Annotated in this window: 16 protein-coding genes and 1 tRNA gene; 11 read left to right on the top strand and 6 right to left on the bottom strand. The window is 63.8% G+C overall.

What is annotated here, in order from left to right:
- Positions 1-142 precede the first annotated feature (142 nt).
- From ACN9M1_RS01620 to ACN9M1_RS01610, 3 genes are all read left to right on the top strand, one after another.
- On the top strand, positions 143-493 hold the full coding sequence (locus ACN9M1_RS01620; RefSeq protein ID WP_426396828.1) for a PsiF family protein: 351 nt from the start codon (positions 143-145) through the stop codon (positions 491-493).
- A 92-nt stretch (positions 494-585) separates the two neighbouring features.
- On the top strand, positions 586-1476 hold the full coding sequence (gene rapZ, locus ACN9M1_RS01615; RefSeq protein ID WP_426396827.1) for an RNase adapter RapZ: 891 nt from the start codon (positions 586-588) through the stop codon (positions 1474-1476).
- A 50-nt stretch (positions 1477-1526) separates the two neighbouring features.
- Positions 1527-2180: an LON peptidase substrate-binding domain-containing protein gene (locus ACN9M1_RS01610; RefSeq protein WP_426396825.1), complete on the top strand. Its 654-nt coding sequence runs from the start codon at positions 1527-1529 to the stop codon at positions 2178-2180.
- 22 nt (positions 2181-2202) lie between these two features.
- Here the strand turns inward: ACN9M1_RS01610 and mutY are convergent, their stop codons facing one another.
- The 3 genes from mutY to mutM form a co-directional block, all read right to left on the bottom strand.
- Positions 2203-3351, bottom strand: coding sequence for an A/G-specific adenine glycosylase (mutY, locus tag ACN9M1_RS01605; protein ID WP_426396824.1), 1149 nt, complete (start codon positions 3349-3351; stop codon positions 2203-2205).
- A 103-nt stretch (positions 3352-3454) separates the two neighbouring features.
- Positions 3455-5398 carry a dynamin family protein gene (locus ACN9M1_RS01600; RefSeq protein WP_426396823.1) on the bottom strand — a complete coding sequence of 648 codons (1944 nt, stop codon included), beginning with the start codon at positions 5396-5398 and terminating at the stop codon, positions 3455-3457.
- Between the two features lie 286 nt (positions 5399-5684).
- Entirely contained in the window at positions 5685-6548 is an 864-nt protein-coding gene (mutM, locus tag ACN9M1_RS01595) for a bifunctional DNA-formamidopyrimidine glycosylase/DNA-(apurinic or apyrimidinic site) lyase (protein WP_426396822.1), read from the bottom strand.
- Positions 6549-6649: 101 nt separating this feature from the next.
- Here mutM and ACN9M1_RS01590 point away from each other — a divergent pair, with 101 nt between their 5' ends.
- The 8 genes from ACN9M1_RS01590 to ACN9M1_RS01555 all read left to right on the top strand — a co-directional run bounded on the left by ACN9M1_RS01590 (position 6650) and on the right by ACN9M1_RS01555 (position 13482).
- Positions 6650-8602 (top strand): tetratricopeptide repeat protein, encoded by a 1953-nt coding sequence (locus ACN9M1_RS01590; protein ID WP_426396820.1) that lies wholly within the window; start codon positions 6650-6652, stop codon positions 8600-8602.
- Positions 8602-9213 (top strand): lipoprotein insertase outer membrane protein LolB, encoded by a 612-nt coding sequence (gene lolB / locus ACN9M1_RS01585; protein ID WP_426396818.1) that lies wholly within the window; start codon positions 8602-8604, stop codon positions 9211-9213. Before ACN9M1_RS01590 ends, lolB begins: the two co-directional genes overlap by 1 nt.
- Positions 9214-9231: 18 nt before the next feature.
- On the top strand, positions 9232-10101 hold the full coding sequence (gene ispE / locus ACN9M1_RS01580) for a 4-(cytidine 5'-diphospho)-2-C-methyl-D-erythritol kinase (RefSeq protein WP_426396816.1): 870 nt from the start codon (positions 9232-9234) through the stop codon (positions 10099-10101).
- A 50-nt stretch (positions 10102-10151) separates the two neighbouring features.
- Positions 10152-10228: transfer RNA gene (locus ACN9M1_RS01575), tRNA-Gln, on the top strand.
- Positions 10229-10309: 81 nt separating this feature from the next.
- Positions 10310-11260 (top strand): ribose-phosphate pyrophosphokinase, encoded by a 951-nt coding sequence (locus ACN9M1_RS01570; protein WP_426396814.1) that lies wholly within the window; start codon positions 10310-10312, stop codon positions 11258-11260.
- Between the two features lie 162 nt (positions 11261-11422).
- Complete coding sequence (locus tag ACN9M1_RS01565) at positions 11423-12049, top strand: 50S ribosomal protein L25/general stress protein Ctc (RefSeq protein ID WP_426396813.1); 627 nt, start codon at positions 11423-11425, stop codon at positions 12047-12049.
- A 176-nt stretch (positions 12050-12225) separates the two neighbouring features.
- Complete coding sequence (gene pth, locus ACN9M1_RS01560; protein WP_426396811.1) at positions 12226-12828, top strand: aminoacyl-tRNA hydrolase; 603 nt, start codon at positions 12226-12228, stop codon at positions 12826-12828.
- 27 nt (positions 12829-12855) lie between these two features.
- Positions 12856-13482 carry a DUF4124 domain-containing protein gene (locus ACN9M1_RS01555; protein WP_426396809.1) on the top strand — a complete coding sequence of 209 codons (627 nt, stop codon included), beginning with the start codon at positions 12856-12858 and terminating at the stop codon, positions 13480-13482.
- 57 nt (positions 13483-13539) lie between these two features.
- Here ACN9M1_RS01555 and ACN9M1_RS01550 read toward each other — a convergent pair whose 3' ends face one another.
- The 3 genes from ACN9M1_RS01550 to rsmD form a co-directional block, all read right to left on the bottom strand.
- Positions 13540-13800 (bottom strand): YfhL family 4Fe-4S dicluster ferredoxin, encoded by a 261-nt coding sequence (locus tag ACN9M1_RS01550; RefSeq protein WP_426396807.1) that lies wholly within the window; start codon positions 13798-13800, stop codon positions 13540-13542.
- 50 nt (positions 13801-13850) lie between these two features.
- Positions 13851-14354 carry a pantetheine-phosphate adenylyltransferase gene (gene coaD / locus ACN9M1_RS01545; protein ID WP_426396805.1) on the bottom strand — a complete coding sequence of 168 codons (504 nt, stop codon included), beginning with the start codon at positions 14352-14354 and terminating at the stop codon, positions 13851-13853.
- A gap of 162 nt (positions 14355-14516) precedes the next feature.
- Entirely contained in the window at positions 14517-15173 is a 657-nt protein-coding gene (gene rsmD, locus ACN9M1_RS01540; protein ID WP_426396804.1) for a 16S rRNA (guanine(966)-N(2))-methyltransferase RsmD, read from the bottom strand.
- Positions 15174-15247 lie beyond the last annotated feature (74 nt).

The following is a 15247-nucleotide window of genomic DNA, read 5'->3' as shown; positions in this document are numbered from 1 at the left end:
AGTTTTCGTGACGAAACGTCAACCCCGCAGGCGGCATCGCCGTTGTGGAGGGGAATGCGCCGGGCACGCACGCGGCGCCGTTCATCGCGAGCGCGGTGACACATTCGCCCGCTCTTCTGTCGGTACCCAAGGAGAAACCACGATGAAACAACTGATTGCCGCTTGCGCCCTGGCGCTCCCCTTCCTCGCAGGCCAGGCTTTCGCCCAGGGCAGCGCACCGGCCGCCGCTCCAGCAGCACCGGCAGCACCGGCAGCTGCGCCCGCCGCCAAGAATTCGCAGCAAGACAAGATGAAGCAATGCAACATGGACGCCGCCGGCAAGAAGGGCGACGAGCGCAAGGCGTTCATGAAGGGCTGCCTGTCGGACAAGCCGGTGGCCGCTGCCAAGCCGATGACCCAGCAGGAAAAGATGGCCTCCTGCTCCAAGGCCAACAAGGGCAAGAAGGGCGACGAGTACAAGAACGCCCAGAAAGCGTGCCTCTCGAAGGGCTGAGCCTCCGCTTGGCTTGACGCAGAAAGGCGGCCACACCGGCCGCCTTTTCTGTTGGTCGCGGGTTTGCCACGGAGGAATGCTATCCTCGCGTCATGCGCATTACTCTCATCACCGGCATGTCGGGTTCGGGGAAGTCAGTTGCCCTGAACGTGCTCGAAGACGCAGGCTACTACTGCGTGGACAACCTGCCTGCGCAGTTCATCCCCGAACTGGCGCGCTATCTGGCGGACCAGGGCTATACGCATCTGGGCGTCGCCACCGATATCCGCAGCCGAGAGTCGCTGCGCAAGGTGCCGGAGACCATCACCACGCTGCGCAAGGAACACGACGTGCGCATGCTATTCCTGACGGCGAGCACCAACGCCTTGGTGCAGCGCTATTCCGAAACACGTCGCCGTCACCCACTGTCGATCCGCAATGGCCGGCCCGATGTGACCGGCTCGCCCGCCAGCGCCAAGGACGCCGACACGTCCCTCATCGAAGCCATCGAGATGGAGCGCGAGCTGCTCAGCCCGCTGGCCGACCCGGCGCACCGCATCGACACCAGCACGCTCCGCACCAACGCCCTGCGCGCGTACATCAAGGAATTCATCAGCGACGAGCCGCACGACATCACGTTGATGTTCGAGTCGTTCGGCTTCAAGCACGGCGTGCCAACCGATGCCGACCTCGTCTTCGACGTGCGCTCGCTGCCCAACCCGTACTACGACACGCAACTGCGCCCGCTCACCGGCCGCGACCAGCCCGTCATCGACTTCCTGCAAAGCCAGCCCATGGTGCTGGCAATGGCGGAAGACATCCGCGCCTACGTGGAAAAGTGGCTGCCGAGTTTCATCGCCGACAACCGCAGCTACCTGACCGTCGCGATTGGCTGCACGGGGGGGCAGCATCGTTCCGTGTATATCGCCGAACGGCTTGCCACGTACTTCCGCGCGCATGGTAATGTGTTAGTCCGCCATCGCGAATTGGCCGTAGACGGCTAAGCCGCACGGCGTCACGCGAAGGTCTTGCCGCTGTCCGCTGAAGCCCGTCCATGCAAGAAGACATCGCTCTCTCGCCTTTCTCACCGCTGCCGCCGCTGCCAACCGAGCTGCCGCTGTTTCCGCTGCACACGGTGCTGTTTCCAGGCGGACTGCTCCCACTGCGTATTTTCGAAGCCCGCTACATGGACATGGTCCGCACCTGCCTGCGTGACCAGACCCCCTTTGGCGTCTGCCTGATCGAACGCGGCAATGAAGTCGCCACGGCCGAAACCTCAACGGTGCCCGTCGATGTCGGTTGTATCGCCCACATCGTCGAATGCGACATGGAGCAGCTTGGACTGCTGATGATCAAGGTGCGCGGCACGCAGCGCTTCAAAGTGCTGTCGTTCGACACCACGCCCGATGGCCTGATGCGAGGCACGGTCGAGCCCATCGGCGCGGACGTGGAAGACTGCAAGAGCGAACTCTTCGACGATTGTGTGAACGCCCTGCGCCGCATCGTGTCCACGCTGGGTGCGCGCGAAGACGGGAACGTGCCGATGGCCGAGCCGTATGACTGGAACAGCCCGAGCTGGGTCGCCAACCGGTTGTGCGAACTGCTACCGGTACCGCTCAAGGCCAAGCAGAAGCTGATGGAACTGATGGATGCCGGCATGCGCATCGAGATCGTCCATCGGTACATGAAGCAGCACCATATTCTGTGATGCTGCGTCGGTCGAACTGGCGTTAAATCAAGCTCGGCTGCACCAGCGTCTCCAGCGCCAATTTCACGGGCGCTGGCAATCCCACCGAATTAAGTTGCGCGAGCGGTAGCCAGCGCCAGTCGTCGCTAAGCGCGGCGGGCGTGGCAATGTCCGCGCGCAGCAGATGCATGTGCAGGCGGAAGTGCGTGAAGGTATGCGTAAGCGCACCGGCCATTTCCACCGCAGAGACAGCGCCGTACGCCTGCGCAGCCCGGCGCACGACATCGACGTCCAAAGGATGCGCGTCAATCGCATCGTCCATCTCCCCCACCAGCGGCAGCGACCACAACCCGCCCCAGATGCCACGCTGCGGACGACGCTGCAGCAGCACCGCGTCGCTGTGCAGCGCGATGATGAGCGTGGCGGCGCGTTCGGGCGTCGCCTTGCGCGGGCGCGGCACGGGCAGCTCCATCACGCGATCGGTATGGCGCGCTTCGCACAGCGACTCGAGCGGACAGGCACGTTCGCCGGTCAGACATACGGGCTTGCCGCGCGTGCAGACGGTGGCGCCCAGGTCCATCAAACCCTGCGTGTACGGCTGGATGCCTTCGGCTGGCGGCAGCACGGCTTCCGCGATGCGCCACATCGTGTCTTCGACGCGCTTGTCGCCGGGAAAGCCGTCGATGCCGAACGCGCGCGCAAACACGCGCTTGACGTTGCCATCCAGGATCGCGGCACGAACGCCGTATGAGAACGCCGCGATGGCCGCAGCGGTCGAGCGGCCGATGCCCGGCAGCGTCGCCAACACTTCGGGATCGCGCGGGAAGACGCCGCCATGCTCCGCCACCACAATCTGCGCGCAGCGATGCAGATTGCGCGCACGCGTGTAGTAGCCGAGGCCGGCCCATGCAGCCATCACGTCATCCGCCGGCGCAGCAGCCAGCGCTTGCACCGTCGGGAATCGTTCGATGAAGCGCGCGTAGTAGCCGAGCACTGCGCTCACCTGCGTCTGCTGCAGCATGATCTCGGAGAGCCACGTGCGATACGCATCGCCCGTGTTCTGCCACGGCAGATGGTGACGCCCATGTCGCTGCTGCCAGGCGATCACGCGCACGGCGAAGTCGTCAGGAAGCGAAGGCAAAACGGGAGCGGCTTGAGCGGTACGGCGCGTGCGGCGTGGAGTGGCGGTCATGCGTGTGATGAAGAAGCGGCGCACGGGAACCGCGCGCTGGCGGCGATCCTACCAGAACGAAAAAGGCGCCCGCAGGCGCCTTTCCCATGCATGACGATGTGCATTAGGCCGCAACGGACTGCTGTTCCAGAATCATCCCGGCCGAGAGGATGCGATCGGTGTACGTCGCGATCACGCCGCTGCGCTCATCCAGCGTGTTGAGCAGCGCTTCAAGCTCGGTGATGCGCGCTTCCAGCGTATCGGTCGCCTCGTGGATGCGCTCAATCGAATCGACACGCTTGCGAAGCTGCTTCTGGTGATCGCGCACCTGCGCTTCGAGCGGCGTCATGACCGACTTCAGCCAGATCTCGATATCGCGGTTCATGTCCTGGAAGGTGTCCAGCACGCGGCTGGCCACCGTCGAGAACGCGCCGTGCACAAGCTGCGGCTTGGGGCGGGTCAGGAAGCTGAACGCGCCAAAGTGGTTGTGCGCGAGCATCAGCGTTTCTTTCAGATCGGCGTCGTAGCGCGTGCCCAGGAAGCGCAGCGGCGGCGACAGCGTAAAGCCGTGCTCGGCGTTGAACTTCTTGTACATGCCATCGACCATCTGATGCAGTTGGTCGATGCGGTTGGCCGCGTCGCGTACCAGACCGGTCAGGTGGCCGAACAGCTTATCCATGTCGTCGCGCAGGCCGCGCGAGAACACGCGCTCCTTCATCTTTTCGCGCGCTTCGCGCATGGTGGAGCGGATCTGCTTGAGCTGCACGCTCTTGATGATCTCCGCGCTGTGGCGGCCGAACACCGTGCGCAGCGCCTGGAACTTGGCGATGCTCTGCTCGAACTCTTCCTTCTCGCCCTGCACGCGCATCAGCATGTGCTTGACCATCGTGTGGTTCTTGCCGCGCAGGCCGCGCAGCTCGAACAACTGCTCGACGATGTCACGGCGACGCATCTGCAACAGTTGCTGCGCACCAGCGGCCATGTCCTTGACCGCTAGTTGCACTTGCTCGGTCACGATCTCGCGACGCTGCGGGATCAGCTGATCCGACAGCACCGACTCCAGCTCCGGCAGACGGCTCTTGGCCAGCAGTTCGTCGTCATGGCTGACCTTGGCCAGCAAGCCCTTCTGCGCCGATACCGGATACACGCGCTCGACATCGATATCGAGCACCTGTGCCGTGGTCATGATCTGACGGCTGACTTCGCTCTCGATTTCCTGCTCGGTCTTGAGCGGGTCCCACAGGCCATCGACCTTGTTGAGCACGGCGATGCAGCCCTTGCGCTGACCACCACCCACGTGCGAGCGCCACAGCTCCAGATCGCTCTTGGTCACGCCGGCATCCGCTGCCAGCACGAACACGACGACGTGCGCATCCGGAATCAAGCGCAGCGTCAGTTCCGGCTCGGTACCGATGGCGTTCAGGCCCGGCGTATCCAGAATCACCAGACCCTGCTTGAGCATCGGGTGCGGGAAATTGATGATCGCGTGGCGCCACTTCGACACTTCCACCGTGCCAGCGGCATCCACCGAGAATGCGGCGTCCGGGTCAGCATCGTTGTACAAACCAAGCTGCTCGGCCTCTTCCTTGGGCACGCGCACCGTTTCCACCACGTGGCGGAACGCTTCCAGCATGCCCTCGGGCGACGACGGATCGAGCGGCACCGACAGCCAGTGGCTGCCGGCATCGCGAAAATCAGCCGTGGACGCATCATGCAGGCGCGTCTCAATCGGCAGCAGACGGATCGACGGTGGATAGCTTTCGTCGTACATCAGCTCGGTCGGACACATCGTGGTCCGACCCGCCGACGACGGCAGGATGCGGCGACCAAAGTCCGCAAAGAAGATCGCGTTGATCAGCTCACTCTTGCCGCGCGAAAACTCGGCAATGAAGGCGACCTTCAGCTTGTCGCTACGCAGAACCCCACGAATGCGCTGTGCGCGCATGTCGGCCTGGGCGTCGTACAGCTCCTGCGCCTGCAGCCAATCCTGGAATTCCCCCACCGACTGCAGTACCGAAGCGCGCCAGGCGCTGTACTGCTCGAACTGTGTGCTCAGTGTGTTGTTCATCGTTCTGTCTTATTGTGTGCGCGCACCCGAAATGAAACCGCGCACCCTCCCGCCATCACTACAGCCGTGGGCATACGCCCCATTACGGCACAGAAAGGCACAAATTTAGATGGAACGATACAGGGAACCGCCCGAATCCGGTGGAACTTTCCGCTGGCGCGCGAGGGGCGGCGCGGCAAGTGTTGCGGGATGCCATCGGCAGCCGGACACCCCACTTCGAAAATCTTGCGAAATGACGCACAAAGCGCTCCAGCAGGCACCGCGGTGGGGTGCTCAGGCAGACGCCTCAGCGCTGGCAGGTGGGGCAATAGAACGTCGAGCGCTGCCCTTGCACGATCTGGCGAATCGGGGTGCCGCACACACGGCATGGCAGGCCCGCACGGTCGTACACGAACGCCTCAAGCTGGAAGTAACCGCTCTGCCCGTCTGAGCCGACAAAGTCGCGCAGTGTGCTGCCGCCCCGGGCAATGGCATCGGCCAGCGTGGCGCGAATAGCTTCGGCCAGCGCCGCGTAGCGAGGGCGGCTGATGCGGCCTGCCGCCGTGGTCGGCCGAATACCGGCGCGAAACAGGCTCTCGGAGCAATAGATATTGCCCACGCCGACCACGATGTCGCCCGCCAATAAGGCCGATTTGATCGCAACGCGACGCCCACGGGTTCTGGCGAACATCCAGTCGCCATCGAACCGCGCGTCGAATGGTTCAATGCCGAGGTTGCGCAGAAGTGGGTGTTCCGCCAAATCCGTTTCGTCGCCGGGGTGCCATAGGACAGCACCGAAACGACGCGGATCGCGATACCGCAATGTGATCGGCACACCGGTTGCGTCCGCCAATTCAATGTCGACGTGGTCATGCGGCCCCGGCATCACCGGTGTTTCCAGCACGCGCAGGGTGCCCGTCATGCCAAGGTGGATCAGCAGCCAACCGCCGGTGACGTCGGCACGGTCCCCATCGGGCATGCATTCGATCAGGAGATATTTGCCCCGGCGCAGCAGGCGGGTCACGGTCAGGCCCGCGAGCAACTCCGGCAATGCCGGGTCAATCGGCCACCGCAAGCCATGATGGCGCACCACGGCGCGCACGATACGTCGCCCCGTGATATGCGGTAACAGGCCCAAGCGGGTGACCTCCACCTCCGGCAACTCAGGCATCGAACCTCCGTCGCATGTGATGCTCCAATCTTTTTGACCAATGCGGCCGATTGTAGCGGTCAGGCTACAATGCCCCGAACCCCATCCGGAGCCTCGCAACCATGCCTTACGCCTTCTCCCGTTCGCCCGCGACGCAACGCCCGCGGCGAGTTCCACGCAGCCGAGCGATCCTGCTCGCCTCGCTGGTTGCGGGAGGCTTGGCCAGCGTGCCGGCATGGGCAACGCAGTCCGCCACGCAGCTCGCCCATAGCGCAGCCGCCCCGCTGGTCGCCCAGGCGACACCGGAAGGCGGCAACAACCGCGCAGCCGTCCAGCTGGAGCGCTCGCGGCCGCGCACCGGGCTGCTGAATTCCGAGCGCACGGACCTGCCGCATGTCCCGCTGGATGCGGACATCATGTACCGCGTACTGGCGTCGGAAGTGTCGCTGCAGCGTGGCATGGTCGAGCCGGCCTATCGGACGTATCTCGACCTGGCACAGGACACTCGCGACCCGCGCTTCGCCCAGCGCGCCACCGAAATCGCCTTCCTGACACGCTCCCCTTCGCAAGCGTTGACTGCGACGCGGCTATGGGTCGAGCTTTCGCCGACATCCATGCCCGCACGCCAGGTGCAGCAGCTCCTGCTGGTGGCCACCGGCAAATGGGCGGAAGTCGAGCCGATGTTGCAAGCGCAGTTGAACAAGGTGTCGCCCGGCCAGCGCGCCGACGCCATCCTGCAGTTGCAGCAGCAGATGTCCAAGAGTAGCGACCCCGCCGGCGCCGTGACTGCGCTGCAGCACATCGCCGCGCATGACATGCAGCGCCCCGAAACGCACCTGGCGCTGGCACGCGCCAAGGTCGTCGCCAAGGACGTCCCGGGCGCGCTGACAGAGTTGGATACCGCGCTCAAGCTGCGCCCCGGCTATGAAGATGCCGCCATCCTCGCTGCCGAACTCCGCGCGGACAGCGACCCGGATGGCGCCATCGCCGGCCTGCGCACCTTCCTCAAGGCCGCACCGGCCTCGATCGACGGCCACCTCGCGCTGGCCCGCATGTACCTCGTGCGCGATCAGCAGGACAAGGCCCGCGCCGAGTTCGAGGCCGTCAAGAAAATCGCGCCCAACGACGCCCGCATTACGCTGGCGCTGGGCCTGCTGAACCTGCAGCAGCGCCAGTACGACACCGCAGAGCGCTATCTGAAGGAATACGTGGCCGCCACGGCCAAATCGCCCACGCTGAGCCCCGAGCCCGGCTATCAGGGCCTCGCCCAACTCGCCGAAGAGAAACGCGACTACGCCGGCGCGCTCGCCTGGGTCGACAAGATCACCGGATCAGCCAACGGCGACGGCGATGGTCAGACCGCACTCGCCGCCGGTATCAAACGCGGGCAATTGCTCGGCAAGCTGCGCCGCATCGACGAAGCCCAGCAGACCTTCGACGAACTCGTTGCCGATTCGGAAGACATTCCTGACGGCCCGCGCCGCCAAGCCTTGATGGACGGCATCCGCCAGGCCGAGATCGGCATGCTGATGGACGCGAAGGCCTACGGCCGCGCTCGCGCGCGCGTCAACGAGTTCCTGCAGAGCGACCCAGACAACGTCGAATACTCGTACCAGCTGGCAATGCTCGAGGAACACGACGGCCACTACGACAACATGGAAACGCTGCTGCGCAAGGTGATCGACCTGCGTCCCGGCCAAGCCATTGGCTACAACGCGCTCGGCTACTCACTGGCCGATCGCAATGTGCGCCTGCAGGAAGCGCAGGAGCTGCTGGAGAAGGCTGTCTCGCTGGCGCCGGAAGACCCCTATATCGCTGACAGCCTGGGCTGGGTGAAGTACCGCCGCGGCGATCTGCCGGCCGCTACCGACATCCTGCGTAAAGCCTGGACCGCCGCCCCGCAAGCCGAGATCGGCGCGCACCTGGGCGAAGTCCTGTGGCAATCGGGCAAGCAAGACGATGCACGCAAGATCTGGACGGAAGCCGTCAAGCTCGACGTCAACGACAACACCCTGCGTGACACGCTGCGCCGCTTCGGCCAGCCGATTCCCAACGCCCCGACGAGCGCGAACTGATGGGCGTGCGGTTTTCCAACGCGCTTGGCGCGGTGATGCTGGGCGCGAGTTGCATGTTGTTTGCCGGCTGCGCGAGCGTGCGACCGGCCAATGACCTCTTCGCTGGCGTGCAAGACGGCGACACCACGGTCACGCGCTATCAAGGCCGCTTCTCCGCTCGCTACACACAAGGCAACGCGGAACAAAGCGTGGTGGGCAGCTTCCTTTGGCGCGAGCGCGGCGCCGATGTGCAGTTGGAATTGATGTCGCCCCTCGGCCAGACGATGGCAGTAGTCAGCCAGAACCAACAAGGCGCCACACTCGAATTGCCCAACCAGCAGCCACGGCAGGCCCCCGAAGTCGATACGTTGATGCAGGATGCGCTCGGTTTCTCGCTACCGGTGTCTGGCCTGCGCGACTGGCTGCGCGCCCGCCCCGCCGCCGGCACGCCGGCCCACGTAGCGCGTGACGCGCAATCGCGCCCCGAAACCATCGAGCAGAACGGCTGGACCGTGCACTACGTCGCCTGGACGGACGATGCCTCCACCGATGCGCGCATCCGCCGACTCGACCTGGATCGCCCGCAAGGGGCGAATGGACCGCTCTCCGTGCGGCTCGTACTGGACCAGTAACAGCGTCATCGTTTCATCATGACTTCCGCACCGATCGAGCTGCGTGATTGCCCCGCGCCCGCCAAGCTCAACCTCTTTCTGCATGTGGTCGGCCGCCGCCCCGACGGCTATCACCTGCTGCAAACGGTCTTCCAGCTCATCGATTGGTGCGACACGTTGCACTTCGCACGTCGCGCCGACAGCCGCCTCGTCCGCACCACCGACATCCCCGGCGTGCCCGCCGATGACGACCTCATCATTCGGGCCGCGCGCCTGCTGCAAGCCGAGACCGGCTGCACCTACGGCGCCGACATCGCCATCGAGAAACGCCTGCCGATGGGCGGCGGCATCGGCGGCGGCTCGTCGGACGCGGCCACCACGCTGCTCGCGCTTAACCGCCTGTGGGGCCTCGATTTGCCGCGCACGACGTTGATGGCACTCGGCCTCAAACTCGGCGCCGACGTGCCCTTCTTCCTCTTCGGCCAGAACGCGTTCGCCGAAGGCATCGGCGAGCAACTCACGCCGGTCACCGTGCCGCCGGCCGCGTTCGTGGTGATCCATCCTCGCGTGCATGTGCCCACCCCCGAAATTTTTTGCGATGAAGGGTTGACACGCGATACGCCACTCACCATAATTACGGACTTTCCTGACCAACAAATTGTCTTCGCTTACGGTCGCAACGATCTGCAAGCGGTGGCGGAAAGGAAATACGGCGAAATCGCCCGAGCTCTTGTCTGGCTGCGTCAGTTCAGTTCTTTGGCAAGAATGACCGGGTCCGGTGCCTGCGTGTTCGCTCCGTTCGATAACGTTGAGCATGCACAAGCGGTGGCGGATCAGGTGCCTCCCGAATGGGAAGGTCGGTGTGCGGCAGGTCTGGCGCATCACCCGCTCGCGAGTTTTGCTGTGTAAGGTTTGCAGTTATTGCTTCTGCAATGGAAGCAGTAACCAATCGGTTGTGTAGGGGCGTCGCCAAGCTGGTTAAGGCACCGGATTTTGATTCCGGCATGCGTAGGTTCGAATCCTTCCGCCCCTGCCATTTTCTTCTCTATAGTTCCCAGCAATAGCCCGGTTGGTGTTTCACCCGCCGGCGCGTCTGAAGTCGAAAACAGGTGCCCCGATGAGCAGCGAAGGCTTGATGGTTTTTACCGGCAACGCCAACCCGAAACTCGCCGAAGCTGTCGTCAAGCACCTAGGCATCCCGCTCGGCAAGGCCCTCGTCGGCCGGTTCTCCGATGGTGAAGTCCAAGTCGAAATTCAGGAAAACGTGCGCGGCAAGCACGTGTTCATCCTGCAATCGACCTGCGCCCCGACCAACGACAACCTGATGGAACTGATGGTGATGGTCGATGCGCTCAAGCGTGCGTCTGCCCGCCGCATCACGGCTGCCATCCCCTACTTCGGCTATGCCCGCCAGGATCGCCGCCCGCGTTCGGCGCGCGTGGCCATCACGGCCAAGGTCGTGGCCAACATGCTGGAAGTCGCCGGCGTCGAGCGCGTGCTGACGATGGACCTCCACGCTGACCAAATCCAAGGCTTCTTCGATATCCCGGTCGACAACATCTACGCGTCGCCCGTTCTGCTCGAAGACCTGCGCAAGAAGAACTACAGCGATCTGCTGGTCGTGTCGCCGGACGTTGGCGGCGTGGTGCGCGCCCGTGCGCTCGCCAAGCAACTCAACACCGACCTGGCCATCATCGACAAGCGTCGCCCGAAGGCCAACGTGGCCGAGGTGATGAACATCATCGGTGAAGTCGAAGGCCGCAACTGCGTGATCATGGACGACATGATCGACACCGGTGGCACGCTGTGCAAGGCGGCCCAGGTGCTCAAGGAGCGCGGCGCCAAGCAAGTGTTCTCGTACTGTACGCACCCGGTGCTGTCGGGTGGTGCGGCTGCCCGCATTGCCGATTCGATGCTGGACGAAGTGGTCGTAACCGACACCATCCCGCTGCGCGAAGACGCCATCAAGTGCGGCAAGATTCGTCAGCTCTCGACGGCGCCGCTGCTGGCCGAGACCTTCACCCGCATCGTGCGCGGCGACTCCATCATGTCGCTGTTTGCTGAATAATTCAGCACCGGCACCAGCTCTGTTATAATTCAAAGCTTTACTGCAGAAAACGTCGGTTCGACGGCACTTCTGCGGTGTTTGCGGGGCGCACTCAGTGATAACTGCGGCGCCCCATTCACCAGACGGCTTGGTCGCGAGTCGTCTTTTTCGTTTGGAGCAATCATGAAAGTTGTCGCTTTCGAGCGTAGCGTTCAGGGCACTGGTGCGAGCCGCCGCCTGCGCAATTCCGGCAAGACCCCGGCCATTATTTACGGTGGCGGTGCCGAGCCGAAGCTGATCGAACTCGATCACAACGCGCTGTACCACGCGCTGAAGAAGGAAGCCTTCCACTCGTCGATCCTCGACATCGAAGTGGCTGGCAAGGTGGAAAAGGCGCTGCTGCGCGATTTCCAACTGCATCCGTTCAAGCAACTGGTTCTGCACGTTGACTTCCAACGCGTGTCGGCCAAGGAAAAGATCCACGTCAAGGTGCCGCTGCACTTCCTGAACCAGGAAACCGCACCGGGCGTGAAGCTGGGCCACGGTATCGTGAACCACATCCTGAACGACGTGGAAGTGTCGTGCCTGCCGGCCGACCTGCCGGAGTTCATCGAAGTGGACCTGGGCAACCTGGAAATCGGCCAGACCCTGCACATCTCCGACCTGAAGCTGCCGAAGGGCGTGACCATCCTCACCCACGGTGGCGATGAGAATCCGGCAGTTGCCAACATCAGCGTGCCGGCTGGCGAGAAGTCCGCTGCTGCTGAAGAAGGCGCCGCCGCTGAAGGCGAAGAGAAGCCGGCTGCCTAAGTTGCCGCACCGTCGCACCTTCGGGTGCGACACGAAAAAGCCCGCCGAGCTGGTCTCGCCGGGCTTTTTTTTCTGCCTGTGTTTCCACCGAGGCCGCCTTGCCTGCACGTCGAGGAAAGCGGCTATGCTTGTAGGATCAAGGGGCGCTTCCTGCACCCATCCTGGTATTTCATCGCATGATCAAACTCATCGTCGGGCTCGGCAATCCGGGCGCCGAATATGCTGCGACCCGGCATAACGCCGGCTTCTGGCTGATCGACCAACTTGCCCGCATCGGCAACGTCACGCTACGCAACGAGACGCGCTTTCACGGCTATGCCGCCCGCGCCAACCTGTGGGGCAACGAAGTGTGGCTGCTGCAACCGCAGACGTTCATGAACCGCTCCGGTCTGGCTACCGTGGCGCTCGCGCGCTTTTACAAGGTGATGCCGGATGAGATCCTGGTCGTGCACGACGAATTGGACCTGCCGCCCGGCGCCGTCAAACTCAAGCTCGGTGGCGGTTCAGGCGGTCACAACGGCCTGAAGGACATTGCCGCGCATCTGACCACGCAACAGTTCTGGCGCCTGCGACTGGGCATCGGCCACCCGCGCAATCTGTTGCCGCCGGGTACGACACCATCCGGCCAGCACGACGTCGCCAACTTCGTGCTCAAAGCGCCCCGCAAGGAAGAACAAGAACTCATCGACCGGGCCATCGATCACAGCCTCGATGCGCTGCCCGAGCTGATTGCCGGCAACGCCGAGAAAGCCATGATGCGCCTGCACACGGCCCGCTGATCCGCCCACACCAGCAAGGACACCGCCATGACGCCGTTCTTCGCCCTCACCTTTCGCGCCGCCGCGCTGGCGGGTCTGGTGGTCGGCCTATCGGCAATGATGCCCGCGCAAGCACAGGTTTATCGCTGCAACGAGCACGGCCAAACGACCTACTCCGACCACCCCTGCGGGACACGTGCGACGTCAGTGCCGCTGATCGACAATACGCCAAGCGCGGCTGACCAGAAAGCCGCCCTCGATCGCGCCAGCAACGAGGCGGCGCAAGTCCACGAGATGGAAACCGCGCGTCGCAAGGCACAAGCCGCAGAAGACGCGCGCCAAGCGCAGATTGCCGCGCAAGCCGCCGAGCAAGCGCGCCGCGAGCAGCAGCGCAAGGTCGTGGTTGCGCAGGAAGGCGTGCGTTACTGTCATCGCGTGTATATCGGCCCTGCGCCCTACCCGCTGCCTTATCCGACGCCGATGCCGGTGATCACCCAACCGCCCGCACCGCCTGCCGGCGCCCTGCGTCAGCCAAGCAACGGCCCAAAACCATTCGCGCAGGCACCGGCTACACCCACACCGATCGTGCCGCGTCCGCATTACCCGCACTACCGCATCGTCTGCGAGCCGGGTTATGTGTATGAGGGTCCGGAAGACCTGCTGCCGATCCAGTAAACGGAACAGCACGCACCAATGAAAAAGAGACGGCCTCGGCCGTCTCTTTTCGTTGCCTCACGCCGCGCGTGGCGGGGAAGTGAGCTTGATGTACTTCTGCATCAACTGTTCGTGCGTTTCCTCGTGGGCCGGGTCCTTGGGGATGCACTCCACCGGGCAGACCTGTTGGCACTGAGGCTCATCAAAGTGGCCGACGCATTCGGTACATTTGCCCGGGTCGATCACGTAGATCTCCGGGCCCATCGAAATGGCGTTGTTCGGGCACTCGGGCTCGCACACGTCGCAGTTGATGCACTCATCGGTGATGATGAGCGCCATGATGCTTTCCTTGAAATGACCGGCGAGCCCGCGCTCGCCAAAGCGTCATTTTATGCCGATTTGTCCGACCCTTCCGCCTTGCCGGTCTTTTCCTTGAGCCACTTCTCGACCGACGGGAAGACGAACTTGCTCACATCGCCACCCAGGACGGCGATTTCACGCACAAACGTGCCGGAGATGAACTGGTACTGGTCCGACGGCGTGAGGAACATGGTTTCCACATCCGGTAACAGGTAGCGGTTCATGCCGGCCATCTGGAACTCGTATTCGAAGTCCGACACGGCACGCAGGCCCCGCACGATGACGCGTGCACCGTTCTTGCGCACGAAATCCTTCAGCAGGCCAGAGAACCCTTCCACCCGCACGTTCGGATAGTGGCCGAGCACTTCACGGGCAATCTCGATGCGCTCTTCCAGCGCGAAGAACGGCCGCTTGTTCGGGCTCTGCGCCACCCCGACGATCAGTTCGTCGAAGATGTTGGATGCACGCCGCACGAGGTCTTCGTGACCGCGCGTGAATGGATCGAAAGTGCCGGGATAAACCGCGATCACCATGGTTCCTCCACCAAGGGGAAAAGAGCGTCCGTCGTGCGCGGCGTGGGACATGGCCGCGCCATTGTGCGTTTGGACACCGTTGCGTTGTCGAGCGCGGCTGGTCCCGAGCCTGCCGCCTGCAGGTGCCGCCCGATGCTCATGCACCGTTGCGAGCGGCGTAGTTTAACCGTTTTTGCGGAGCAGCAAATGTGCGTGCACCGCGCCGGCGCGCAGATGCTTGTGCAGCACCAAATCGGTGGGCAGCGCGATACCAGCGATGGGCGCATCGCCAGGTGAATCAGCACTCACATCCACCAGCGGCTGCGCTGCTTCAAGGTAGATCACCCCGCCCGGCTTGACGACACGGGTCGCGGCGTCCAATGCGCGCAAGGTCCAATCCTGCGAAAACGGCGGGTCGATGAACACCGCATCGAGCGCAGCATCGGGCTGGCGGGCCAGCCAGCCAAAGGCGTCACCGGAGATGACGTCGACCATGCTGGCGCCGAGCTTGTCGCGTGTGGCGTGCAACGCGCGCACGGCGGGCGCGTGGTTTTCGATAAGCGTCACATGCGCTGCACCGCGCGAAGCGGCCTCAAAGCCGAGCGCGCCGGTGCCGGCGAAGATGTCCGCGCAGCGCCAGCCTGTCAGATCCTGGCCGAGCCAGTTGAAGACGGTTTCGCGGACGCGGTCGCTGGTCGGGCGCAGGCCATCGGCGTCGACCACCGGTAGCGGGGTGCGCTTGTATTGCCCGCCGATGATGCGCACCTGCTGCGGTGCGCGCGCATGCGACGTGGCGGTCTTGGCCTTGGGGCCTTTGGAGCTGGAGGTACGAGGTGCCATGGGCGCGATTGTAGTGCCAGCGCAAACAAAAACCGGCGGGGATGCCGCCGGTTTTTTCGGATGAAGGCGCGGTG

Source organism: Ralstonia sp. R-29 (assembly GCF_049913345.1).
Classification (GTDB): Bacteria; Pseudomonadota; Gammaproteobacteria; order Burkholderiales; family Burkholderiaceae; genus Ralstonia.
This window is presented reverse-complemented; position numbering and strand designations above follow the sequence as displayed.